Annotated in this window: 15 protein-coding genes and 1 pseudogene; 10 read left to right on the plus strand and 6 right to left on the minus strand. The window is 66.9% G+C overall.

What is annotated here, in order from left to right; genetic code table 11:
• On the plus strand, nt 1–1,287 hold a 1,287-nt coding region (locus tag AB4Z47_RS29030; RefSeq protein ID WP_441955618.1), incomplete at its 5' end, for an IS1380 family transposase.
• Between the two features lie 135 nt (nt 1,288–1,422).
• Here AB4Z47_RS29030 and AB4Z47_RS29035 read toward each other — a convergent pair.
• Complete coding sequence (locus AB4Z47_RS29035) at nt 1,423–2,520, minus strand: cytochrome P450 (RefSeq protein WP_441955620.1); 1,098 nt, start codon at nt 2,518–2,520, stop codon at nt 1,423–1,425.
• 601 nt (nt 2,521–3,121) lie between these two features.
• Between AB4Z47_RS29035 and AB4Z47_RS29040 the strand changes: the two genes are divergently transcribed.
• Nucleotides 3,122–3,352: a hypothetical protein gene (locus AB4Z47_RS29040; protein WP_441955622.1), complete on the plus strand. Its 231-nt coding sequence runs from the start codon at nt 3,122–3,124 to the stop codon at nt 3,350–3,352.
• An 868-nt stretch (nt 3,353–4,220) separates the two neighbouring features.
• On the opposite strand, the gene car is transcribed toward AB4Z47_RS29040, so the two are convergent.
• Complete coding sequence (gene car / locus AB4Z47_RS29045; protein ID WP_441955624.1) at nt 4,221–7,727, minus strand: carboxylic acid reductase; 3,507 nt, start codon at nt 7,725–7,727, stop codon at nt 4,221–4,223.
• A 227-nt stretch (nt 7,728–7,954) separates the two neighbouring features.
• Between car and AB4Z47_RS29050 the strand changes: the two genes are divergently transcribed.
• From AB4Z47_RS29050 to AB4Z47_RS29060, 3 genes are all read left to right on the plus strand, one after another.
• Nucleotides 7,955–9,391 (plus strand): MFS transporter, encoded by a 1,437-nt coding sequence (locus AB4Z47_RS29050; RefSeq protein WP_441955626.1) that lies wholly within the window; start codon nt 7,955–7,957, stop codon nt 9,389–9,391.
• Between the two features lie 219 nt (nt 9,392–9,610).
• Nucleotides 9,611–10,660, plus strand: a complete 1,050-nt coding sequence (locus AB4Z47_RS29055) for an LLM class flavin-dependent oxidoreductase (RefSeq protein WP_441955628.1) — start codon at nt 9,611–9,613, stop codon at nt 10,658–10,660.
• A gap of 18 nt (nt 10,661–10,678) precedes the next feature.
• The gene (locus AB4Z47_RS29060) at nt 10,679–12,043 is read left to right on the plus strand and encodes an NtaA/DmoA family FMN-dependent monooxygenase (RefSeq protein WP_441955630.1); all 1,365 of its coding nucleotides are present in this window, start codon (nt 10,679–10,681) and stop codon (nt 12,041–12,043) included.
• 60 nt (nt 12,044–12,103) lie between these two features.
• Here AB4Z47_RS29060 and AB4Z47_RS29065 read toward each other — a convergent pair.
• Together AB4Z47_RS29065 and AB4Z47_RS29070 are read right to left on the minus strand one after the other, a co-directional pair.
• Nucleotides 12,104–12,588 (minus strand): annotated as a pseudogene (locus tag AB4Z47_RS29065) (glutathione peroxidase).
• A 113-nt stretch (nt 12,589–12,701) separates the two neighbouring features.
• Nucleotides 12,702–14,291 (minus strand): succinic semialdehyde dehydrogenase, encoded by a 1,590-nt coding sequence (locus tag AB4Z47_RS29070; protein ID WP_441955632.1) that lies wholly within the window; start codon nt 14,289–14,291, stop codon nt 12,702–12,704.
• A gap of 435 nt (nt 14,292–14,726) precedes the next feature.
• Between AB4Z47_RS29070 and AB4Z47_RS29075 the strand changes: the two genes are divergently transcribed.
• The 3 genes from AB4Z47_RS29075 (at nt 14,727) to AB4Z47_RS29085 (ending at nt 18,516) form a co-directional block, all read left to right on the plus strand.
• Nucleotides 14,727–16,196: an FAD-dependent oxidoreductase gene (locus AB4Z47_RS29075; RefSeq protein WP_441955634.1), complete on the plus strand. Its 1,470-nt coding sequence runs from the start codon at nt 14,727–14,729 to the stop codon at nt 16,194–16,196.
• Between the two features lie 33 nt (nt 16,197–16,229).
• The gene (locus AB4Z47_RS29080; protein WP_441955636.1) at nt 16,230–16,808 is read left to right on the plus strand and encodes a TetR/AcrR family transcriptional regulator; all 579 of its coding nucleotides are present in this window, start codon (nt 16,230–16,232) and stop codon (nt 16,806–16,808) included.
• A gap of 139 nt (nt 16,809–16,947) precedes the next feature.
• Nucleotides 16,948–18,516 carry a GMC family oxidoreductase gene (locus AB4Z47_RS29085; RefSeq protein WP_441955646.1) on the plus strand — a complete coding sequence of 523 codons (1,569 nt, stop codon included), beginning with the start codon at nt 16,948–16,950 and terminating at the stop codon, nt 18,514–18,516.
• 5 nt (nt 18,517–18,521) lie between these two features.
• Here AB4Z47_RS29085 and AB4Z47_RS29090 read toward each other — a convergent pair whose 3' ends face one another.
• Complete coding sequence (locus AB4Z47_RS29090) at nt 18,522–18,869, minus strand: DoxX family protein (protein WP_441955638.1); 348 nt, start codon at nt 18,867–18,869, stop codon at nt 18,522–18,524.
• 135 nt (nt 18,870–19,004) lie between these two features.
• On the opposite strand from AB4Z47_RS29090, the gene AB4Z47_RS29095 reads away from it, so the two are divergent.
• Nucleotides 19,005–19,883: a sigma-70 family RNA polymerase sigma factor gene (locus tag AB4Z47_RS29095; protein ID WP_441955640.1), complete on the plus strand. Its 879-nt coding sequence runs from the start codon at nt 19,005–19,007 to the stop codon at nt 19,881–19,883.
• 263 nt (nt 19,884–20,146) lie between these two features.
• Complete coding sequence (locus AB4Z47_RS29100) at nt 20,147–21,346, plus strand: cytochrome P450 family protein (RefSeq protein WP_441955642.1); 1,200 nt, start codon at nt 20,147–20,149, stop codon at nt 21,344–21,346.
• A 50-nt stretch (nt 21,347–21,396) separates the two neighbouring features.
• Here AB4Z47_RS29100 and AB4Z47_RS29105 read toward each other — a convergent pair whose 3' ends face one another.
• Nucleotides 21,397–22,362 carry an AraC family transcriptional regulator gene (locus AB4Z47_RS29105; protein ID WP_441955644.1) on the minus strand — a complete coding sequence of 322 codons (966 nt, stop codon included), beginning with the start codon at nt 22,360–22,362 and terminating at the stop codon, nt 21,397–21,399.
• Nucleotides 22,363–23,187: the final 825 nt, after the last annotated feature.

Genomic DNA, 23,187 nt, shown 5'->3' on the forward strand with positions numbered 1-23,187 from the left:
GAGCAAACCGGCCTGAGCAGTATATTGGCCGACAAAGTCGCGATCGGTGCACCGCGGATCGCCTCCGGGGCGGCGAACCCGGCACCGAAGTTGGTGACATTGATCGCCGGGATGTGTGCGGGTGCGGACAGTATCGACGATGTCGATGTTCTGCGCAGCGGCGGGATGGGCACTGTGTTCGAGCGGGTGTATGCGCCCTCGGCGATCGGGACGTTGTTGCGGGAGTTCACGTTCGGGCATGCCCGCCAGCTCGAGGCGGTGCTGCGGGCGCATCTGGGACGGTTGTGTCGGCGGGTGGAGTTGCTGCCGGGTGCGGATGTGCGGGCGTTCGTCGATATCGATTCGCTGCTGCGCCCGGTGTACGGATATGCCAAACAGGGCGCGTCCTACGGCCATGCCAAAGTATCGGGCAAACCGATTTTGCGGAAAGGGCTTTCACCGCTGGCCGCGACCATCAGCACCGATCTCGCCGCGCCGGTGATCGCGGGGATGCGTCTGCGGGCCGGTAGAACCGGTTCGGGCAAGGGCGCCGGCCGGATGGTCGCCCAGGCCGTGGCCACTGCCCGTGCGGCCGGGGTTACCGGTGAGATCCTTGTTCGTGGCGATTCGGCCTACGGCACCCGGTCGGTCGTGGGTGCATGTCGCCGTACCGATGCCCGGTTCTCACTGGTGTTGAAGAAAGACCGTGCTGTTGCTCGGGCGATCGCGTCGATTCCCGCGGATGCGTGGACCCCGGTGCGATACCCGGGTGCGGTGCGAGATCCGGAGACCGGTGAGTGGGTCTCCGATGCCGAGGTCGCGGAAATCCCGTATACCGCTTTCGCTTCCAAACCGGATGCGGTCACCGCCCGGCTGATCGTGCGCCGGGTCAAAGATGCCGCCCGCCAGGACGAGCTGTTTCCCGTCTGGCGGTATCACCCTTTCTTCACCGATTCGGCCGAACCCGCAATCGACGCGGACATCACTCATCGCCGTCACGCGGTCATCGAGACCGTGTTCGCCGTCCTCATCGACGGCCCGTTGGCTCATATCCCGTCGGGCCGGTTCGGCGCGAATTCCGCGTGGGTGTTATGCGCCGCGATCACGCACAACCTGCTACGCGCCGCCGGTGTGCTCGCCGACCCCGTCCTGGGCAGAGCCCGCGGATCCACCCTGCGCCGGAAAATCATTGCCGTTCCGGCACGTCTGGCTAGCCCGCAGCGCAAGCCGGTACTGCATTTGCCTGCTCATTGGCCCTGGACCACCGCCTGGCAACGACTCTGGCGGGCCACCGCCACGATCCCCTGACCATCCTTCTGTCCCTACGACCAGGAACCACAGTGGAAAAGCTGGGTAGACCAGCGGCTACCTCACGCCCGACCACTGGTGGTCCCCACACCTGCGGCGCGGGGACCACCCACAACCTTCATCAGTGGATCCAGGCTAATAGACAGTCAGCGGAGGTGATTTCGGGAAGACGACCGGCAAGGACACCAGCGCGCGGTGGAAGGGACCGGGTCGCCAGACCAGGTCCTGCGCCGCGACGGCGAGCCGCATCTCGGGCAGCGCATCGAGCAACTGATCGATGGCGTCCTGGGCAATCAGGTACGCCGCCGATCTGGCCGGACAGGCGTGCGGTCCGAGACTCCATGCGAGATGTGCTCGGTTGTCGGTGTATTCACCCGTATTGATAGCGGGGTCGTTGTTGCAGCCGGTCATGCTGATCACGACCGGCTGGTGCGCGGGCAACCAGACGCCATCGATGAGGATCGGCTGCTTCGGGTAGCTGACGCAGTAGTTGGCCCCCGGCGGATCGCTGAACAGCACCTCGTCGAGGGCGTCCCGTGTCGACAGGCTGCCTCCGAGGATGCCGCCCGCGAACCGTTGGTCGGTGAGCATCAACCGCAGGGTGTTGACGATCAAGTTCTGCGTCGGCTCGATTCCCGCGCCGTACACCGTGACCAGCTGGTGGATCATCTCCACGTCGTCGAGGGCAGCGGGATGCCGCAACAGCCGCGAGGTGATGTCGTCGCCCGGTTCCTTCCGCTTCGTCTGCACCAGGCTGAACAGCGCGTCGGTGATCATCGCGTTGCCCTTGGCTGCGTTGACGCCCTCGAAGATGGCGGCCATGCCAGTCGCGACGTGCTGCCCGACATCCGGTGGGCAGCCGAGTGTGGCGTTGAGCACCGCGAAGGTGAGCGGAAACGCGTACTGGCTGATCAGTTCCGCCGCGCCGTCCTGGCAGAAGGCATTGATCACCGGAATGGCGATCTGCTCGATAGTGGCGTGCAGAGCGTGCAGATCGACCTCGGAGATGGCCGCAACGGTGGCCTGCCGGTAGCGCAGGTGTTCCAGACCCGCGCTGCGCAAGGCATTGGGCCGCCACTCCAGCATCGGCAGGATTGGGCACTCGCCGGGAATGTTCTTCTGCCAGGTGCGCGGATCGGCCGGAAAGTGCTCGGGGTCGTGGAGGATACGCAGGGCTGTGTAGTAGCCGATCACCAAGGTGGCGGGCACATCCGGTGCCAGCTCCACCGGCACGAGCGAACCATACCTGCGGCGCATCTCACGGTAGGCGTGGTGCGGATCCGCCGCGAATGCCTCCGAATACAGTGCGACCCTGGGGCCATCGGTGTCGATCGGCGAACCGTGCTGGACGGGGCAGCCGGAATCGGACGTCGACGTAGGTGGCGGGAAATGTGGCGTGGTCAAAAGACGGTACTCCAAAAAGGAACAAGCATTCGAAGACGTGGTCGGTACGCGCGGCACGCGGCTCGGTCACATGCCCAGCTTCTGTACGGGTGACGATTTACAGGTCTATCGGCGCGTGCCTCGATGGGGGTACGACTGGACCCGTGATCGGTTATCTCCCTTCTGCATCGGTCTACGGCATTCCCTCGCGCCGAGGTGATCGAGGCTAACACCTGGCAGCCCATGGGGATTGGTATTGGAACCATCGTTGCGGATGAGTTTCTGGCGCATGCGAAGAACGCTTACGCGGACCGGACCAAGCACTTGCCCGGATTTACAGCGTCAGACGCGCCGGGCCGATCCGGTAGGTACAACTGGCATTGCCGCGACCACCTTGTCGCGGCAGACTCTGTGTCAGATCAGCCTTTGCCCTGGAGCGAACCCTGATACTGTGACGACTTCTCTCATCGACGTGGAGGATCTCATGAACCGTTCCATGCTGAATGTCATTGCCGCCGGAGCGATCTCGCTCGCAATCGGTGTGCAGCCGGCGATCGCGTCGGCGGCCCCGGACGCCGTACCGTTGGAACCCGCAGACACTGCCCAGACCGAGACGACAGCTCCTTTCGACCCCATCTGCCCCCTCTGCTTCCTGCGCGAACTGCTCGAGAGCGGGTCCTAGCCGCAGATTTCGAAGTCGAGGTCGACGAGCCGGTCCGATAGGGCGTTGCCTTCGACAGCGAGAACAGCACATCCTCGACGTTGCCACCACCGAACTCGGCAACCGCGGCTACGTCGACGTCTCCGTCGCTGACATCACCTCCGCCGCCGGGTGTCCAAACCCTCATACACCTCTTCGGCTCCCGCTGCTCGAGTTGCAGCAGGCAACTCACTTGCCGCAGGGCAGCGCGACAGCCAGTTCCGCGCGTTCGATAACGACCTGACGGGTGTATTCACTTTGTCGCTACACAACGGCGTGATCCTGCGCCTCGCATCCGACCCCGAGTTCGACGTCACCGCCTGCACCGCCGAACTACTCACCACAATCCAGCCGGCCACCCGCACGGCACCCACGCGATGCGACGCCGATTGCACATCACCGCCGGGGCGGACCGCAACCAATGGGACGCGGATTCTTTCGCGAGCTCGAAACCCACGGCGTAACAGCGTCTTTCCTGAGCACGCCCGGTCGACTCGCCGTCCTGGACACCGGTCCACAATTAGACCCCCGCGATTTGGCGTCGCAATCATCGTTACAACCATTCGATCTCATTTCGCGACCACGAGGAGTTTTCTGTGAGCTACCAGCCGGACAAGAAATCCGTGGAGATCCATCCGCTGCCAGGCTGGTAGCGCAACGCCAAGTTCGGCATTTTCGTCCACCGAGGGCTCTATTCGATCCCGGCTTCGCCGAGCGAAGCGACGAGGACTACGCCGCCTTCATGCGGAATCTGACCGCGGGAACAACCACGGCCGAGCGGATCCCGTATGCCGAGTGGTGCCCGACACGCGCCCCGGAGACGGGGCACCCGGGTCGAGCCGTGCGACGCTTACAGCAGGCCCCGCAGTTCCAGGTCGTTCGCATATTTCTCGATGAGCCCACGCGACACATTCGGAATATCGTGATCGGTACCGATTTTCGCGGCACGGACGGCGGACCGAAATTTCTTCGCGGGAAGGGCGGAGCCGCGAACCGCGGGAGCCGGGTGCCGGTAGGCGTGCAGCAACGGCAGCAGCGACGCTTGGCGCTGCTTTTCCGGTAACGCCCGCAGCGCGATATCGAAGCGGGCGAACCACTCGCCGTAGTCGGCGATCCGCTCGATCCGGTGGCCGGAGTCGATCAGCCAGTCGACGAACTCGTCGAGCGAGATGCCGTCGTCATGTGGATTGAGCACGTCGAAGGTCTGGAACCCCGCGGTGGCCGCGGCGCCGAGGGCGGTGATCGCCTCGGCGGTGAAATCGGCGGGCAGGCCGTCGTAGTGGGCGCGCGGGCGATTGCCCTCGGCGTCAATGCGATAGAAGGAGAACGGAGCGATCCCCGTGGCGATCAGGCTCACCAGCAATCGAGTGAACATGTCCGGCACGTTGAGCTGGCCGGCGTAGCTGCTGTGCGCCAGGATCATGTCCGAACGGAATACCGCGACCGGCAGACCACACAGGTCGTTGGCCTCCCGAAGCAGCACCTCCCCCGCCCACTTGCTGGTGCCGTAGCCATTGGCGTAGCTCTCGTCGACAGCGCGCGTCGCGCTTATCTCACGAATGTCGCCGTCTTCGTCGAAGTCGGTCGGATCGATCTGCGTGGCAACCGCGACGGTCGACAAGTAGGTGAACGGCTTCAGCCGGGTGGTGACGGCCAAGCGGATCAACTCGGCGGTGCCGACCACATTCGGCCCGAACAGCTGCCGGTACGGCAGCACATGGTTGACCAGCGCGGCCGGGTGCACGATCAGATCCACGCTGCCGGCGAGTCGGTCCCACGTCGCCTTGTCCAGGCCGAGGTTCGGCTCGCCGATGTCGCCGGCGAGTACCTCGAGGTTCGTGGCGGCCAGTTCCTGGAAATGCTGGATCAGCGACTGGTCGTCGCTGCCGAAAGCGGCGTCGAGGCGTTTGCGCGCCCCGGCCTGATCGCCGCCGCGCACCAGGCAGATCAGCGTGCCCCCGATCGCGTTCAGCCGCTTCAGCCATTCCAGGCATAGAAAGCGGCCGAGGTAGCCGTTCGCGCCGGTAAGCAGCACGGTCCGGGCGGGCCCTGCGGGGCGTGGCAGCGCCGCCGCGTTCGCAAGGGTGTCGGCGTCGAGGAATTTGTCGAGCGTGAGCTCATCCGCGCGGACCCACGACCCGTCGCCATGCACCGAGGCGAAGGTCGGGCGCTCCTCGCCCGAATCGCGCTCGGCCGCAATGTAGTCCGCCACTTCACGAAGACCGTTGGCCGGGCTGATCACCACCGACACCGGCACCTCGACGCCGAAGATCTCCTGCAGCAAGTTCGAGAAGGACAGCGCCGAAAGCGAATCACCACCGAGATCGGTGAAATGCGCGTCGGGGCGCAGGTCGGTGCTCGCGCAACCCAGCAGTGCCCTGGCGGCGCGGCTCACCGTCTCCAGCACGGGCAGATCGGCCGTGGCGCGGCGCAGGTCGAACAACTCCTTGGCCTGCCCCTCGGCCAGCTCCGCGTACAACTGCTCCAACCGCTGCCCATAGCGCTCTTTCAGCTTGGGCCGCAGAAGCTTTCCGATGCCGCTCAGCAGTCCGTTGTCGATGGTGAATGGCTGTGTCTCGACCAGGAAGGCGCGCGGGATCTCATAGGAGTGCAGGTCGGCGTCCATGGCGAGCTGTTGTAGCGACTCACTCAACGCCGCCTCGAGCTTGCCGCGATCGCCGTCTGCCAACGCGTCGTCGGTAGGCACGATCACCGCGAGCAGATAGGCGCGTTCGCTGCTGCCGTACACGAAGATCTGCCGGATCAGCGGGCTGGTGGCGTAGACGGCCTCCAGATGCGAGACGGCAACGAATTCGCCCTGGGACAACTTCAGCACATTGTTGCGGCGGTCGACGTAGACGAGCCGATCCGGTTCTAGTTCGGCGACGATGTCGCCGGTCTTGTAGAAGCCGTCCTCGCCGAAAACCTCGGCAGTGATCTCGGGCCGCTTGTAGTACCCCGGAATCATGGTGGTGCTCTTCAGCAACAGCTCGCCGCGCGGATGCGGCTTGTCGGTCCGGAAGTAGCCCAGCTCGGGGACGTCCGTGAGCCGGTAGTCGAGCACCGGCGGCCGCTGTACCTGGTTGTCGACCAGGATTCCTCCACCTGCCTCGGTGGAGCCGTATCCGTCGTGCAAATCCAGGCCGAGCACCGACTCTATGAAGGCCTTCATCTCGGCTGCCACCGGCGCGCTCCCGCAGAGGGCCGTCATCACGCGTCCGCCGAAAAAGTCCTGGCGCAGTTCGGCTTTCACCTCCGCTTCCAGCGCGGTGCTATCGACGCCCGGACCGCTGCGCCGGTCCACTTCGCTCTGATAGCGCTGGAACACCATGTCGCATACGCGTGGAACGAAGAACACCTCGGTGGGCCGGGCCAGCGCGATGTCGTCGAAGAGTGTGGACATGTCGCTCTCGGCCGCGAAGTACGCCGTGCCGCCGCGAGCGAGCACACCGGTGAGTGACATGCGTCCGGCGAGATGGCTCATCGGCATGTAGTTGAGGGTGATCGCGGCGACCTCCGGCCTGCCCAGCCATGCCGCGCTGACCAGCCGTTCGGTGTACATCGCGCCCTTCGGCGTTCCCGTACTCCCCGAGGTGTAGAGCAGCAGCGCCAGTGGGTCTTCCCCCGGCTCGGCGACGAACAGCGGCGCGGGGGGCAGGCGACGGCCGCGCTCGAGCACCTCGTCGAGCGATTCGACGACCACCGCGCTGCCGGCGGCGGCCAGTCGTTCCCGCGCCGCGTCGAACGCGGCACGCTGTCCGTCGTCGTGCGCGTGGTAGTCGAAGACCACCAGCCGCTGCGGTGCGGGACCCGCCAAGACGCAGTCGACGGCCTTGTCGAGCAGTTCTGGTGTCGCCGCGAGCACATGCGGCGCGGTCTCCTCGACGATCGCGGTCAACTGGGCGAGAGGCGCACCGGACTGCAGGGGGACGGCGACCAGTCCCAAGTGGACACAGGCCAGGTCAAGCGTGGCGTAGTCACTGCTCGTGAAACCGAGCATGGCTACGAAATCGCCTGGGCGCAGCGGGTTCGCCGGCTCGCCATGCCACGCGGCGGCAATCGTGCGGACCCGCTGCCACAGCTCGCCGTAGGTGAGGATGTCGAAGCGCGCCAGCAGCGTGCGTGACGTACGGCCGGTGGTCTCGTCAGCCTGCACCCGCAGCGCGCGCTGCCCGAGGGCGGGCCGATCGGCGTAGCCGACCATGACCTGCTCGACAATCTCCGCGAGGCGCATCCCTGGCTCGCGGATCGCCTGGACTACGTCCGCGCGCGGTCTGGCATCGCGGATGTCTTCGTGCTCCGCGTACAACTCGTCGATGCGGCTCATGAGCCATGCCCCGCGCGTCGCTACCTCCATCGCCGACCTCCTCGTCCGGGAAAGACACCTTCGACTAAAACGTTAGTTCGCCTAATTACATTTTAGGCTGATCATAGGAAGTGACAAGCGACTGTGACGAGAGACACGACATAGTAAATGTCCCAAATGTCCGGCGGGTCGCTTTGCGGCGCACTCAGCCTGGTGCTGCCGGTACCAGTTTTACTGGGCTCCTGTTACCGGTGCCCGCCACACCGCAAGCTCAGTGCATGACACAGACCATATCGCCGGGTTCGGCAACGGCGCCCGCGATCGCGCCGGCCGCCGCGCTGGGTGCGCGGCGCGCACTGGCCATCCTCGCCGTGATTCTCACCGGGCAGTTCATGGCGGTGCTCGACGCCTCCATCGTCAATGTCGCGATCCCCTCGATCCGCAGCTCCTTGCGCACCACCGGCTCGGCCCTGCAGCTGATCGTCGCCGGCTACGTCATCGCCTATGCCGTACTGCTGGTCACCGGCGCGCGGCTCGGTGATCGGTTCACCCAGCGCCGTACGTTCATCGCGGGGCTCGCCCTGTTCACGCTCGCGTCGCTGGCCTGCGGGTTGGCGTGGAACGAGACGTCACTGATCATCTTCCGGTTCGTCCAGGGCGTTGGCGCCGCGGCGATGGTTCCGCAGATCATGACGCTCATCCAGCGCAACTTCAGCGGCGACGCCAGGGCCAAGGCGCTCAGCGTCTACTCGGCGATCATCTCCGGCGGCATGGTCGCCGGGCAGGTGCTCGGCGGCCTCATCGTCAACGCCGACCTGTTCGGCAGCAGCTGGCGCGGCGTGTTCCTGGTGAACGTACCGATCGGTGTTGCACTGCTCGCGCTCGCGCCGCGGATCCTCCCGTCGGTGACCGAGCGTTTCGAACGCAAACTCGACCTGCCCGGACTCGCGACGCTCACCGCGTCAGTGCTGCTGCTAGTGCTTCCGCTGGTACTGGGGCGCGAACTCGGCTGGCCGCTGTGGTCGTGGATCTCGTTCGGTGCCAGCGTCCTCGGCCTTGTGGTGTTCGTGATGATCGAGCGCGCCGTGGGGGCACGCGGTGGCGAACCGCTCTTCGCACGGCGGGTGCTCGAAGCGCCCGGCCTCATGCTTTCCGCCGCCACGCTGTTCGTGATCATGGCGACCTTCGGCGGCTGGATGTTCGTCATGGCGATCCACTTGCAGAGCACCCTCGGCTACAGTGCGCTGCACGCGGGCCTGCTGTTCATCCCGCTCGGCGTGACCTTCGCCCTGGCCAGCCTGAACTGGGAACGGATCCCGAGCCGCCGGCACGCGGTCATGATTCCGTTCGGCTTGGTGCTCGGTGCTGCGAGTATGGTCGCGCTCGGCGTGCTCCTGCGCGACGGATCGGACGTCGGCTGGATCGCGCTGGTGCTGCTCGGCCTCTGCGGCATCGGCAACGGCGTCGCGTTCAGCCCGCTCATGACGCGCACCCTGGCCAAGATTCCGATGACCCTGGCCGCAGACGCCAGCGGCATCCTGGTGACCAATGTGCAGCTGGGCATCGTCGTCGGCATCGCCACCTTCGGGTCGCTGTTCCTGGGCCTCGCGGGCGGCACCGCCCTGAGCGCGGCACATGCCCTCGGCGCTACGGCGATCGCGGAAGGCGTCACGGTACTCATCGCCGCGGCGTTGGCCGCCCGCGCGGCGCGGTAGCGGACCCGCACCGGGCCCCCGAGGGCGTACGCGGCCTCGGGGCCCGGTGCTGTCCGACGCCCTTCGAATCATCGCGACGCAAACCGTCGCGTCCCTCCGTCGCCGACCAGCATGCTCAGTAGGGTGCGCCGTCCGTATCCCGCGCCGGATCGAGACCGGCGCGGGAGTCGGGACCGGAGACACCGCCATGGTCGATCGCGATACGAAAGAAGGTGTCGGATGGGCGTTTTCGCGCTCGGCATAGAACTCGACGGCGAGGGTTTTCGTCCCGAGGCATGGCGCAGGGCCGTGCACGCACCGGACCGTCTGCTCACCGGGGATACCGCGCGCAGGCGGGTGGCCGTCGCCGAGAACGCCGGGTTCACGCTCGCCACCTTCGCCGACTCGATCCTTCCCGCGCGCGAGCTGCCCGGACGAATCGATGCGGTGACACGCGCGTCGTTCGTGGCGGCCACGACCAGCACGATCGGGCTTGTTCCCACCGTTGCCACGACCTACGCCGAGCCGTTCCACACCGCCTCGCAGGTGGCAACGCTGGACTACACGTCGCGGGGCCGGGCCGGATGGATCGCCGAGCGCGTGGACGACCCGCGCGCGGCCGCCGCGTGGGGTCGTCCTCCCGTTCGCGGCGACGAGGATCTGGCTCGGGAACAACGGGATTCGATCGAGGTGGCGCGCCGCCTGTGGGATTCGTGGGAGGACGATGCGGTGATCCGCGACTATCCCAGCGGTCGTTTCCTCGATCGGAGCAGGTTGCATTACATCGACTTCCAGGGCGACACATTTTCGGTCAAAGGTCCCGCGATCGTGCCCCGCCCACCCCAGGGACAGCCGGTGGTGTTCGGCGACGAGGGCGACGTCGACGTCCGGCTCGTTGCCGCCGATTCGGTCGCCGCAGCCGTCGATGCCGGCACACAGGCGCGTTCGGGCGGGGGCCCGCTGGTGTTCGCGGAGATCGACGTCACGCTGGACACTCCTGGTGCGACCGCCGCGGAGCGATTCGGCGCGGCCGCGTCCGAGTCCCCAGGCCGGCTGGCGTTCTCCGGCGCCGCGAACGAATTGGTCGGCCTGCTCACCCATCTCAGCACTCATCTCGACGGGGTTCGGCTGCATCCCGCGGTGATCGACGAGGACCTTCCAGTGCTGGCGCGCGAGGTCCTGCCCGTCCTCCTGCGTACCGGGGTAGTGCGTCGTCCGATCCCGGGTTCGACACTGCGCGCCAATCTGGGGCTGGCCCGTCCCGGCAACCGCTACGCGACCACGCACTGACCGTCAGGAGACGTTCCCGTGACCGACTTCCCGCGCCCCGACGCCCAGGTCCATTTCGGGGTCTTCTTCCAGGGCGTGAACCACACCACGATCTGGTCCGATCCGACCAGCGGCTCGCAGATCGATTTCGAGACTTTTCGCAGGGTCGCGCAGACCGCCGAGCGGGGCCTGTTCGACGCGTTCTTCCTCGGCGAGGGCCTGCGGCTGCGCGAACAGGACGGCAAAATCCTGGAATTGGACATCGCGGGCCGCCCCGACGCGATCGCACAGCTGACCGCACTTGCCGGCGTCACGCGCCACATCGGCCTGGTCGCCACCCAGAACACGACGTACAACGAACCCGCCGACCTGGCACGGAGGCTGGGCGGACTGGACCTGCTCTCCGGCGGTCGCGCGGGCTGGAACGCAGTCACCACGGACAACGCGTGGACCGGCGCCAACTTCCGGCGCGGCGGCTATCTGGACCACGCGCTGCGCTACGAACGCGCCGCCGAGTTCGTCGCGACAGTGCGTGCGATCTGGGATTCCTGGGACGACGGCGCGATCGCGACCTCGCAGCAGAGCCCGACGTGGGCGCGGCCGGAGGCGGTGCGCCCGGTCACGCGCGCGAGCGACCACTTCCAGGTGACGATCACCCCGACGCTGCCCCGCAGCGCACAAGGTCACCCGGTGATCTTCCAGGCAGGCGATTCACCGACCGGGCGCGATTTCGCCGCAGCGCACGCCGACGTCATCTTCTCGAGGCACGGAACGCATTTCGACGCCGCGCTTGCCTTCGCGAACGACATCCGGGCCCGCCTGCGCGCCACCGGCCGCCCGGAGGACGACATCCGGATCCTCCCCGGCACCCAGATCATCCTCGCGGAGAAGGAGTCCGAGGTCGAGGAAAAGGTGCGCTGGGTGAAGAACGGCCAATACACCGGCCAGACGGCGCTGTCGCTGGCCGGTCAGGTCTGGGGCCGCGACCTGTCCGGCCTCGACCCGGACGGTCCGCTGCCCGCGGACGACCCGCTGCCGCAGCCGATCTCCGAGACCCGCGGCGCGCCCCGCCACGGTGCAAACCCGCAAGTCATCGCTCGCGAGTGGCGGGCGCGGGCCGAGGCCGAGAATCTCTCGCTTCGGGAAGTCGTGATCGCGACGACCGAACGCTCCGGCTTCGCGGGCACGGCAACCCAGGTCGCCGACGAACTCGCCCGGTGGGTCCGCCACGGTGCCACCGACGGCTTCAACATCTCCCCCTACCTGGTCCCGGGTGGGCTCGACGAGATCGTCGACTGGCTGGTCCCCGAACTCCAGGAGCGGGGCGTCTACCGCAGCGAGTACACCGGCACGACGCTGCGCCGGCATCTCGACCTACGCGAGCCGCTCACCCGGCGGTCCTGACGCCCCCCGCACGACCAAGGCCACCGTTCCTGCCGAACGGCAGCTCCGTGTCGTCGACCTTCAGAGGACGGATTCGATCGCCGACACCAGTTCCGGCGCGTCGGGCGTCACGGTCGGACGGAAGCGGCCCGCCACCTTGCCGTCCCGGTCGATCAGGAACTTCTCGAAGTTCCACTGGATGTCACCGGCAATGCCCTCTGCGTCGGCGGTCTCGCAAGGGCCCGATACAGGTCGTGCCGGTTCTCGCCGTTGACCTCGGCCTTCGCCAGCAACGGGAAGTCGACGCCGTAGGTGGTGGCGCAGAACTGCTGGATCTCCTCCGCGGTACCCGGCTCCTGGCCCATGAACTGGTTGCACGGCACGCCGACCACGGTGAACCCGCGCGGCCCGTAGTCCTTCTGCAGTTCGACGAGACCAGAATACTGCGGCGTCAGACCACATTTCGATGCCACGTTGACCACCAGGACGGCGTGGTCGCCGACCAGGTCGGACAGCGTCGTCGGCTCGCCGGACAGCGTGCGCAGCGGTACGTCTCGAAGGCTCATTCGTATCGGACCTGCCAATTCTTGATTCCGTTGATCCACCCCGAGCGCCACGGAACCGGATCGAGCAGGTGTGGGCTCGGGCACGATGCCGGACGGACGGTGCGCAACAGCGCTCAGCGCAATCTGGTTCGGCGCATGAACCGCAGCGACATCAGGGTCATCTTCAGCTGCTTGTCGTAGGGCTGACCCGACCGCGCGGCGAGCACCTGGCGCTTGAGCACGCCGACGTTCACGGTGTCGGTGTACTTGAGCAGGCCCTGGTCTCCGTGGCGGGTGCCGACGCCGGACTGCTTCACCCCGCCCGACGGTGTGGACTTCGCGGCATAGGTCGCGACGAACCCGTCGTTGATGTTGATGCTGCCCGCCTGGAGCTGGGCGGCGATCCGGTTGGCGTGCGTCGAATTCCGGGTCCATACGCTCGCGTTCAGTCCGTAGTCGGTGGCGTTGGCGAGGCGCACCGCCTCCTGCTCGTCGTCGAACGGGTACACCGTGACGACCGGGCCGAAAGTCTCCAGCGTCGCATGCGTCATCTCGGGTGTCACCCCGGTCAGCACGGTGGCCTCGTAGAAAGCGGGTCCGATGTCCGGGCGCGCTTTGCCGCCGACGTGGACGGTGGCACCTTTGGCCCGCGCGTCCTCGACGTGGGCGGCGACCCGCTCGAGATGCTGCGGGGAAACCAGGGAACCGAACTCCGGCGTGTAGTCGTACGCGCCGCCGATCTTGCCGTTCAATTCGTCGGCGGCCGCGACCAATCGGCGCACGAATTCGTCGTGAATACTGCGGTGCACGTAGATCCGCTCGATGTGCATGCACGCCTGGCCCGAGTTGGCAAACGCCGCGAAGACCGTGCCCGGGATCACCTCGTCGAGCTTCGCATCCTCGAGCACGATCATCGGGTTCTTCCCGCCGAGCTCCAGGCTGCAGCCGATGAGGTTGCGCCCCGCCTGTTCGCCGACGACCCGCCCGGTGGCGGTGGAGCCGGTGAACATGACGAACTCGACGTGGTCGATCAGGGCGGGGCCGATGTCCGGTCCCTCGCCGCACACCACCTGGACCAGTCCGCGCGGCAGCCCGGCACGGTGCAACAGCTCTATCCCGTAGAGCACGCAGAGGGCCGTCTTGTTGTCCGGCTTGAGCACGACTCCGTTGCCTGCCATGAGTGCCGGCATGGCATCGGACATGGCGATGGCGAAGGGAAAGTTCCACGGCGCGATCACCGCGACCAGCCCCTTGGGCCGATGCTCTTCGGTCGATGTGGTCAGCAGCGGCACAGGGCCACCGTGCCGTTTCGGCCGCAACACCCGGCGCGCGGTCTTCAAGTAGTGGCTGATCACCATCGGCACGTCACAGGATTCCTCGACGGCCATCCGGCGGGTCTTGCCGCAACCGATCTGGATGAGATCGGCGATGGTTTCCACTTCGCCCAGGATCAGCTCGTGCAGACGCTCGAACACACGCAGGCGCTCCCGCAGCGGCAGCGCGGACCATTCCCGCTGCGCGGCGCGTGCGCTAGCGCACGCCGCCGCCACGTCCTGCGGCGTCGACTGCGGCAGTTCGCCGACCGACGCGCCGGTGTAGACCTCGGTCATCGTGAACGGCGCCGCGCTGCCGTCGGCGGCGACGAGCCCGGTCAGCCGATCGATCATCTCGTCCGTGATCCTGGCGGGCACGGCGGCCGTGACCTTCTCGGTATCTGTGCTCATCGGTCTTCTCCATGACGTCGGGCATCGCCGCAGGTGTCGTGCCGGATGCTGCACCTAAATTAGAACACGTTCCGATTCGTCCCAGAACCCGTTCTTGCATCAATTCATTGTCCGAGACTATATTCCGTACACCTGTCCAGATGGCATCGGAGTTATCCATGAGCAGCCTCCGGCCCGCCGACGGGGACCCGCCTGCCGATCGGCGGCAAGCTGGCGGAGGGCGCCATCGACACCTCGGGCATCCAGGTCGCCACGCTGCGCAGCGGGGAACTCACCGAGAGGCAACTGCACGAGATCGCGGTGTTTCTGTGCCGCTACGTGGGTTGGCCGAACGGCACCGCGCTCGACCTGCTGGTGGGCACGATTGTGGCGCAGCAGAAGAAGGCGGCCCGCCAGCAGCAGTCCGACCGCACCGAGTAGCGAAGGATCCGAAACATGTCTGATGCCAGCACCATTCGCCCGCTCCGCGCAAGTACGGTAACGACGTGGGACCATGAGGCGGACGTCGTCGTCGCGGGCTACGGCATCGCGGGGGTATGCGCAGCGATCGAGGCCGCAAGGGCAGGCGCCGACGTGCTGATTCTGGAGCGCACCGGAGGCTGGGGCGGCGCGGCGGCCATGGCGGGCGGGTTCATCTACCTCGGCGGCGGCACGCCGCTGCAGCGGGCCCTCGGTTTCGAGGACACGCCGGAAAACATGGAGACCTTCCTGCTCGCCGCGCTCGGCCCCGGCGTGGACGAAGCGAAGATAGCCGACTACTGCCGCGGCAGCGTCGAGCACTACAACTGGCTGGTCGCCTGCGGCGTGCCGTTCCGCGAGGCTTTCTGGGGCGAGCCGGGCTGGGAGCCGCCGCACGACGAGGGGCTGATGTACTCCGGTGGCGAGAACGCGGCGCCGTTCAACACGATCGCGAAACCCGCACCGCGCGGTCACGTTCCGCAGATGGCCGACAAGCGCATCGGGCAGAAGAGCGGCGGCTACATGCTGATGAAGCCGCTGGCCGACACCGCAGACGCACTCGGCGTCCGCGTCGAATACGACATGCGGATCGGGCGACTGATCGTCGACGACGACGGTCGCGTGGTCGGGGTGCTCGCCCGCCGCTACGGACAGGAGGTGGCGATCCGCGCCGAGCGCGGCGTTGTGCTCGCCACCGGCAGCTTTGCGTACCACCAGGGGATGGTCGCGGCGCATGCGCCGCGCTTGATCGGCAGGCCCGCAGCGGCGATCGAGGAGCACGACGGCATCGGCATCCGCCTGGCCCAGGCGCTGGGCGCGGAGGTGGCGCATATGGATGCGACCGAAGTGGCGTTCTTCGGTGACCCGCAGCTGCTGGCACGCGGCATTCTGGTCAACGGGCGCGGCCAGCGCTACATCCCCGAGGACACCTATCCCGGCCGGATCGGGCAGGCGACGCTGATCCAGCAGGAGAATCAGGCGTACCTGGTGATCGACGAGGCGTCCTATGAAGCCGGTCTCGCCACCGAGACCTCGACGCCGTTCTTCCGGCAGCCGCCGACCTGGGCGGCGGAGACGGTCGCCGAGCTGGAGTCCGACATGGGCCTGCCCGCGCAAGCGTTGCAGGCGACCGTGTCGTGCTACAACCTGCACGCCGCGGAGAGCAAGGACCCGCTGCTCGGCAAGAAGCCGGAATGGATCCGTCCACTCCAGGGGCCGCTTGCCGCCTTCGACCTGCGCGGCTTCACCGCGGGGTTCACCCTCGGCGGGTTGCGCACCGATCTCGATGCGCGGGTGCTGCACGTCTCGGGCGACCCGATCCCAGGGTTGTTCGCGGCGGGCCGGTGCACCTCCGGTCTGTGCGCGGGCGGGTATGTGAGCGGCGCGTCGCTGGGCGACGGCAGCTTCTACGGACGCAAGGCGGGCGTCGCGGCGGCCGAGAACTGAACCGGCCCGGCTCACCCAGTAATGTTCAGACACATGTCCGAATCCGATTCCGTCATTCGCGAGGCGACCCGGCGCAGGCTCTCCGGCAAGCAAGCCGACACTGTCGACAAGCTGACCCGCGCGGCGATGGAAGTGCTTGCACGCGAAGGATTCGCGGGCATGACCATGCGGATGGTCGCCGCAGCGGCGGGCGTCGGGACGGCCACGGCGTACACCTATTTCTCCTCCAAGGAGCATCTGGTGGCCGAGATCTTCTGGCGACGACTGATCGGTTCGCCGTCTCCGGTCAGCGACGACTCGGACCCGACCGCGCGGGTCGTGGCCGAACTGCGGAGCATCGCGATGCTGGTGGCCGACGAGCAGGAACTTTCCGGCGCGGTCACCAGCGCGCTGCTCGGCCGCGACCCCGACGTGCAGCACCTGCGTGGACGCGTCGGGACCGAGATCCGCAAGCGGATCATCCGCGCCCTCGGCCCGGACCCGGAACCCGATGTCGTGGAATCGCTCGAACTGATCTACGCGGGTGCGCTGGTGCGCGCGGGCATGGGCTATGGGTCCTACTCCGAGATCGCCGATCGGATCGAGAAGTCCGCGCTGCTCATCCTGCGCTAGCACGGACAGCACTGAGCCGCCTGAAGATTCCGATGGCTTCGCCCGGGTTGGCCGGAAACCGAACCCTGGGCGATCACTTGATCGTATCTTTGCCGTAGTCGGTACAGATCGGAGTAAAACAGTGCAACCAGATGGGCACATCGCGGATTACGTCGTCGTCGGGTCGGGATCCGCGGGTGCGGTCGTGGCCAATCGGCTCAGCGCCGATCCCGGAACGACCGTGGTGCTGCTCGAAGCAGGCCCGCCGGACAAGAACAAGTTCATTCATATCCCCGCCGCGTTCGCGAAACTCTTTCGCTCCGAGGTGGATTGGGACTATCTGACGCAGCCGCAGCCGGAACTTGCGAACCGCGAGATCTACTGGCCGCGCGGCAAGATGTTCGGCGGCTCGTCCTCGATGAACGCCATGATGTGGGTGCGTGGATTCCGCGCCGACTACGACGAGTGGGCGCTGCTGGCAGGTGAGGAGTGGAACTTCGCCGCGGCCGTCGAACAGTTCCGCCGGATCGAATTGGTCGAGAACGCCCAATATCCCGACGAGGGGACCGACGGACCGCTGCACATCTCCCGCCAACGCAGCCCGCGCGGCCTCACCGCCGCGTACCTGGCCGCGGTCGAGGAGGCGGGCTACGACGTCGAACCGCCGAACCGGCCGCAGCCGGAGGGGTTCAGCGAGACAATGGTGACTCAGCGCGGCGGGCGCCGCTGGAGCACCGCCGACGCGTATTTGCGGCCCGCCCTGCGCCGCCCGAACCTCACGGTGCGCACCGAGGCGCTGGCCACCAGGGTGCTCTTCGACGGCACGCGCGCCGTTGGCGTGGAATACCGCAGCGGCGGCGGCACGCACACGGTGACTGCGCGGCGCGAGGTGGTGCTGTGCGGCGGCGCGATCAACAGCCCTCAGCTGCTGATGCTTTCAGGCATCGGCGACCGCGATGAGCTGACCCGCCAGGGCATCGAGGTGCGGCAGCATGCGCCGGACGTAGGGGCGAACCTGCAAGATCATCTGGTCGCGGCCGTCGGCTACAGCGTGGCGTCCGATTCGCTGTTCGCCGCCTTGAAACCGCGCCAGGTGCTGGACTACGTGCTCCGGCACCGCGGAATGCTCACCTCGAACGTCGGTGAGGCGTACGGGTTCGTACGCAGCAGGCCGGAGCTGGACCTGCCCGACCTGGAGCTGATCTTCGCACCAGCCCCGTTCTTCCATGAGGGACTGGTCGACCCGACCGAGCACGGCGTGGTCCTCGCAAGTGTGCTGCTGCGCCCGCACAGCCGCGGGCGGATCACGCTGGCCTCCGCCGATCCGGCCGCCAAGCCGCTGATCGATCCGCGTTATCTGTCCGACAGCGCGGGCGCGGACCGTGCTGCCATGATGGCCGGGTTGCGCGTCTGCGCCGACATCGCGGCCGAGCCGTCGATGAAGGCGGTACTCGGCCCGGTGATCTACCCGCCGCAGGCGCCCACCGAACGGGAAGCCGTCCTCGAACTGACGCTGAACGCCTACTCGCACACCCTTTACCACCCGATCGGCACGTGCCGAATGGGCACCGACACCAGTAGCGTCGTCACGCCGCGATTGGAAGTCCGTGGTGTGCAAGGACTGCGGGTCGCCGACGCCTCGGTAATGCCGCTGATCATCCGCGGCCACACGCACGCCCCCGCAGTGTTCATCGGCGAGCAGGCGGCCAAGTTCATCCTCGCCGGATAGGGGGCTCACGAGGCCACGAAAAGACCCAGCGAGGCGGCCGCCAGCACGAGATACGGCAGCGGGTACGTCACGTGTGAGTACAACCGCGCCCGCACCACGGTGAGCACGGCGCCGAGGAAGTAGCCGACCAAGGCGACGGCTGCGGCCGCGCCGATCAGTGGAACCGCAAGACCGACCAGCAACCCGGCCCCGCCGACGGCCTTGACGAGGGCCAGTGGGAACAGCCACGCGTCCGGGATCCCGTACGCGCGCATGTTCCCACGAACCCACTCGGCGCGGACCACGTCGATGCCTGCGGCGAGCAGCGCGGCCGCGGCGGCGAGCACCGTGACGACGACATAGGCGATGACCATGTGAAATACCCTCCTGTCGGGTGTCACGCCCGGTCTGCGAGGGTGGAGCGGCGGCGGGCGTCGCCGGACCACAGTCACCCGGGCGCTGTTGTATCCGTCATCTCGGTGACGCAGCACAGAGCGGGAAGGTGACCGATGCACACCGACGACGCGTTGGCGCGGGAATTCGAGTCCCAGCGCGGCCACCTGCACGCGGTCGCCTACCGCATGCTCGGCTCACCGAGCGAGGCCGACGACGCCGTGCAGGAGACCTGGTTGCGGCTGGCCCGGCAGGACACCCAGGACGTGCGGAACCTGCCGGGCTGGCTCACCACGGTCGTGTCCCGGATCTGCCTGGACATGCTGCGCGGCAGGGCGGCGCGCCGTGAGGACCCGCTCGACGGGGCGACCCGGCTCGGGGACGACGCCGGAGACAACGAGCCGGAGCGCGAAGCGGTCCTGATCGATGCGGTCGGCCGTGCGCTGCTGGTGGTCCTGGACCGGCTCGGTCCCGACGAGCGGGTCGCGTTCGTCCTGCACGACCTGTTCGCGGTGCCGTTCGACCAGATCGGGCCGATCGTCGGGCGGACGACGGCGACCACCAAGAAGCTCGCCAGCCGAGCTCGACAGCGCGTGCGCGGTGGCAACGCCACAGCCCCAGCACAACTCGCCGCGCAACGACACGTCGTGGACGCGTTCCTCAGTGCGGCCCGCAGCGGTGATCTCGAAGGGCTCCTGGCCGTCCTCGCGCCCGACGTGCTACGGACGGCCGACCGTACCGCACTTCCTGCGGGCCTGGCGACGACAGTGCGCGGAGCACTGACTGTGGCCAGGGAGACCGTACTGCTGCAGCAACGTTCGCGGCTGGCGACGCTCGCGCTGGTGGACGGCACCGTCGGCATCCTGGTCGCCCCGCGCGGCAAGCTGCTACTGGCGCTGACGGTGACGGTGCGCGGCGAGCGGATCGCGGGCTACGAGGTGATCGCCGATTCGACCCGGCTACGGCGGCTGACGATCGCCGTGCTGACCGATTGATCCCAGCCAGACGCACGCATTCGACACCGTTGCCGCCGCAAGGGCTTCCGACCTGCATGCGGCGGACATCGTTCGTCTGCTGTGTCATGGTGCCGATTCCGCCGCTACGGCGTGCCGTGGCCTGCTGCGACGCCCCACAGCTGTCGTTTACGTTTTGGTGTCTTCCGGTTCCGGTCTGGGGCAGGTAACGCGCGTTCGACACGCTCGGCATGTGCGGACGAACGAGAATCTCGTCAGCAGTCCAAAATTGGTTGGGAGACAGCATGACCGAGCAAGTAATCCAGCTGCCTACCGCTGGGGAGTCGACCTTCGACACCTATGCCCGAATTCGTGAGCGCGGCGAGGTCGTTCCTATCGAGTTGCCAGGCGGTGTGCCCGCATGGATAGCGACCAGCTACCGGGCCGTCGGCGAGGTCCTTGATGACAAACTGTTCAGCAAGAGTTCGGCGCAGTGTCCCGCCTTGCGCGACGGCACCATTCCGGCCGATTGGCCCTTGCGCTCGCTGACCGACATCGACCACATGCTCAACAAGGACGGTCAGGACCACCGGCGGCTGCGCAAGACCATCAGCCAGGCGTTCACCCCGGCCAGGGTCGCCGCGCTCGAACCGCGCATCGAGAAGATCGCCGCGAACCTGATCGCGAACTTTCCCAGTGGTGACCAGATCGACCTGGTCTCGGCTTTCACCACACCGTTCCCGGTCCGTGTGATTTGTGACCTGTTCGGCGTGCCGACGGAGGTGCAACCGCAGCTCAAAGACTGGACCACCACACTCATCTCGCACACCAGTACTGGTGAAGAGGCGCAGCACGCGATGGCGAGCATGCTCGGCTACTTCGCCGAATTGCTGGAGAGCAAACGGCGTGAGCCGGGCGATGATGTCACCACCGCACTGCTGCAAGCAAACGCAGAGAACGAGCTGACCGACGACGAACTGTGCAACATGCTCTGGATAGTGATCGTGGCCGGACACGAGACCACCGTGCACCTGCTCGGCAACGCCGTCGTCACACTGTGCACCCATCCCGAACAACGCGCCAAAGCGGTCGCCGAGGACCGATGGGCCGATGTCGTGGAGGAAATGCTGCGGTACAAGTCATCTGTGGTCGGTGCCCTCATGCGATACGCGCGCCACGACGTGACGGTGGCAGGGGTCGATATTCCCGCGGGCAGCATGATGTTGTGGTACGGCGGAGTAGGCAGGGACGCGCGGCACTACCCCGACGCCGATACGTTCGATATCGACCACGACCACCGGGACCAGTTGGCCTTCGGCCGCGGCCCGCACTTCTGCCTCGGTGCGCCACTGGCCCGACTGGAGAGCCGCATCGCACTTTCCATGCTGTTCAATCGCTTTCCGCGGTTGAGCCTCGCGTGCGATCCGGCGGATATCGAGTACGCTCCGCAGATCAGCACCAATGGACCACTCGTGCTTCCGGTCCGACTCGATTCCGCCACCTAGACGACATCGGCCGGATGCGGGCTCCCCGCGTCCGGCTCGGTCGGCTCCGGTCAGCGCGTCGCCACCGCCTCCTGCGCACCGCCGCGCTCGGTGAATTCCGCCAACCTGCGGCGCCGGAAATCCCGTGGCGTCTCGCCGAACCGCGCTTTGAACGCAGCGGAGAACCAGGCGGGGGTGAAGCCACTGCGGATGGCCAGGTCGCGGATGGGCAGTGCCTCCCGTGCCGGGTCCTCGAGCAGGTCGCGGGCGGCGCGCAGCGCCTCGTCCCGACGCACATCACGGAACGTGGTACCCGACTGCTGCAATACCGTTCGCAGCTGCCGGGGAGACCATCCCAACGCATGTGCCACCGCGGGCAATCGCACGTCACCATGGCCCACGTTCGCCCGCACATACCGCCGAATCTGCTCGGCAATCTGTGCGTGATGAGCCCGCTGCGGTTGGGTGTCTCCAAGCGATATCAAGGAGAGCAGCTCGGCGATCCGATCGCAGACCGCGTTGAACTCACGGTCGGACAGGTTCGACTGTTCGGCGTGGGTGCCGCGGATCAGGGCCTGAGTGATTCTGCCGAGGCCGGAGCCCAGGTCGAGCACCCTTGCCCCCGGACCGGAAGACCCCGCCCGATGGTCGATCTCGGTACGTGGCACCTGGAACGCGTGCGCCGACAATTCCGGGATGTATTGCTGGCACACGTCATCGAGGGCGGTCAGCGCCGCGTAGCCGGGATGCGTCCAGGTCACCTCATCCCGATAACGGACCGAGTACAAGCCCTGTTCGGGAAGGACGACCCAGTAGAAGTCGTCGCAGGGACCGTGACGGATGTTGGTCCGCGTTCGGGAGGACGTGCAGGTTCCGCGCTGCTCCCAGCGCAGCAACCGGTATACGGTCGACTCCTGCACGGTCAACCCCGAATGCCACCGGTCGGGATCGACGTACTCGTAGTCCATCGGAACGAAGCTGTTGGCGACCGTGGTCCACGACTTCGAATCACTCGCGGTCACCTCATAGCACTTCATGGTGACAATCCCAACCTATCGCCGTCGAGCCACCGATACCGTATTGTGCACCAACACAATACGGCTGCACCATAGACAACGCTCGGTTCGATGTCGTCAGCCGTCCGCGTTGTCGACGCCAGTCGTAGTACCAGGCAGCGGGACGACACCATATACCGATGTTCTGAGACAGCTTGTTGCCAGGTCATTTCCCGTCTCGGGACAAGTGCAGCGAAAGCGAGCCGCACCGAGGGAATCGATGCCGTCCTGACATCGTCGCCCACGGTTGCCTGCCGAATCCCGCCGGCCTGGTGTGGATCACACAGTCGTGGCGTCGGTGCCGTGTTCGTGCTGCAGCCCGGGCTGCCGTAGCGAAGCCAAGGGGCGGAGTCGGCACTGCGGCGCACCGGCCGGCACGGCCCACTTCAGCACGCTCGACCGGCTCGTCGACGGCGCCAGGATGGTTGTCGAAATGCTCGACATGATCAGCTCGGCGGTCTCGGTGCCCTACGTCGGCGAGCTGCGCGCTCACCGGATTCGATCCGGCGCAGCCGTCGGGCCTGTGGTAATTGCGCTCGGCGCTGGCGGCCCGGACGTACCGCACGAACTGATCACCAGACGACAGGCCCACCGGGAGAACCCGGCGGGGCCTTGTCCGCGCACAGGCTCGAACACACCGACAACTCAGCGGGACACTGTGAATCCCCCCGGGTTCGGTGCACACCCGGTTATCTGTCTCCAGCCGGTTGCTCGGCGTGAAGTGCATAGTAGTCGGCTTCGTACTCGACCGGTGGTTTGCGGCCGAGTCGGTGCATCAGGCGGGACTCGTTGTACCAGCTGACCCAG

The organism is Nocardia sp. 2TAF39, from assembly GCF_052114905.1.
Lineage (GTDB): Bacteria > Actinomycetota > Actinomycetes > Mycobacteriales > Mycobacteriaceae > Nocardia.

What these genes read in the sequence shown, in the direction of transcription:
- car (WP_441955624.1), bottom strand. Translation starts at nt 7,727, where the DNA reads ATGGAGGTAGCGACGCGCGGGGCATGGCTCATGAGCCGCATCGACGAG.
- AB4Z47_RS29050 (WP_441955626.1), top strand. Translation starts at nt 7,955, where the DNA reads ATGACACAGACCATATCGCCGGGTTCGGCAACGGCGCCCGCGATCGCG.
- AB4Z47_RS29055 (WP_441955628.1), top strand. Translation starts at nt 9,611, where the DNA reads ATGGGCGTTTTCGCGCTCGGCATAGAACTCGACGGCGAGGGTTTTCGT.
- AB4Z47_RS29070 (WP_441955632.1), bottom strand. Translation starts at nt 14,291, where the DNA reads ATGAGCACAGATACCGAGAAGGTCACGGCCGCCGTGCCCGCCAGGATC.
- AB4Z47_RS29075 (WP_441955634.1), top strand. Translation starts at nt 14,727, where the DNA reads ATGTCTGATGCCAGCACCATTCGCCCGCTCCGCGCAAGTACGGTAACG.
- AB4Z47_RS29080 (WP_441955636.1), top strand. Translation starts at nt 16,230, where the DNA reads ATGTCCGAATCCGATTCCGTCATTCGCGAGGCGACCCGGCGCAGGCTC.
- AB4Z47_RS29090 (WP_441955638.1), bottom strand. Translation starts at nt 18,869, where the DNA reads ATGGTCATCGCCTATGTCGTCGTCACGGTGCTCGCCGCCGCGGCCGCG.
- AB4Z47_RS29095 (WP_441955640.1), top strand. Translation starts at nt 19,005, where the DNA reads ATGCACACCGACGACGCGTTGGCGCGGGAATTCGAGTCCCAGCGCGGC.
- AB4Z47_RS29100 (WP_441955642.1), top strand. Translation starts at nt 20,147, where the DNA reads ATGACCGAGCAAGTAATCCAGCTGCCTACCGCTGGGGAGTCGACCTTC.
- AB4Z47_RS29105 (WP_441955644.1), bottom strand. Translation starts at nt 22,362, where the DNA reads ATGAAGTGCTATGAGGTGACCGCGAGTGATTCGAAGTCGTGGACCACG.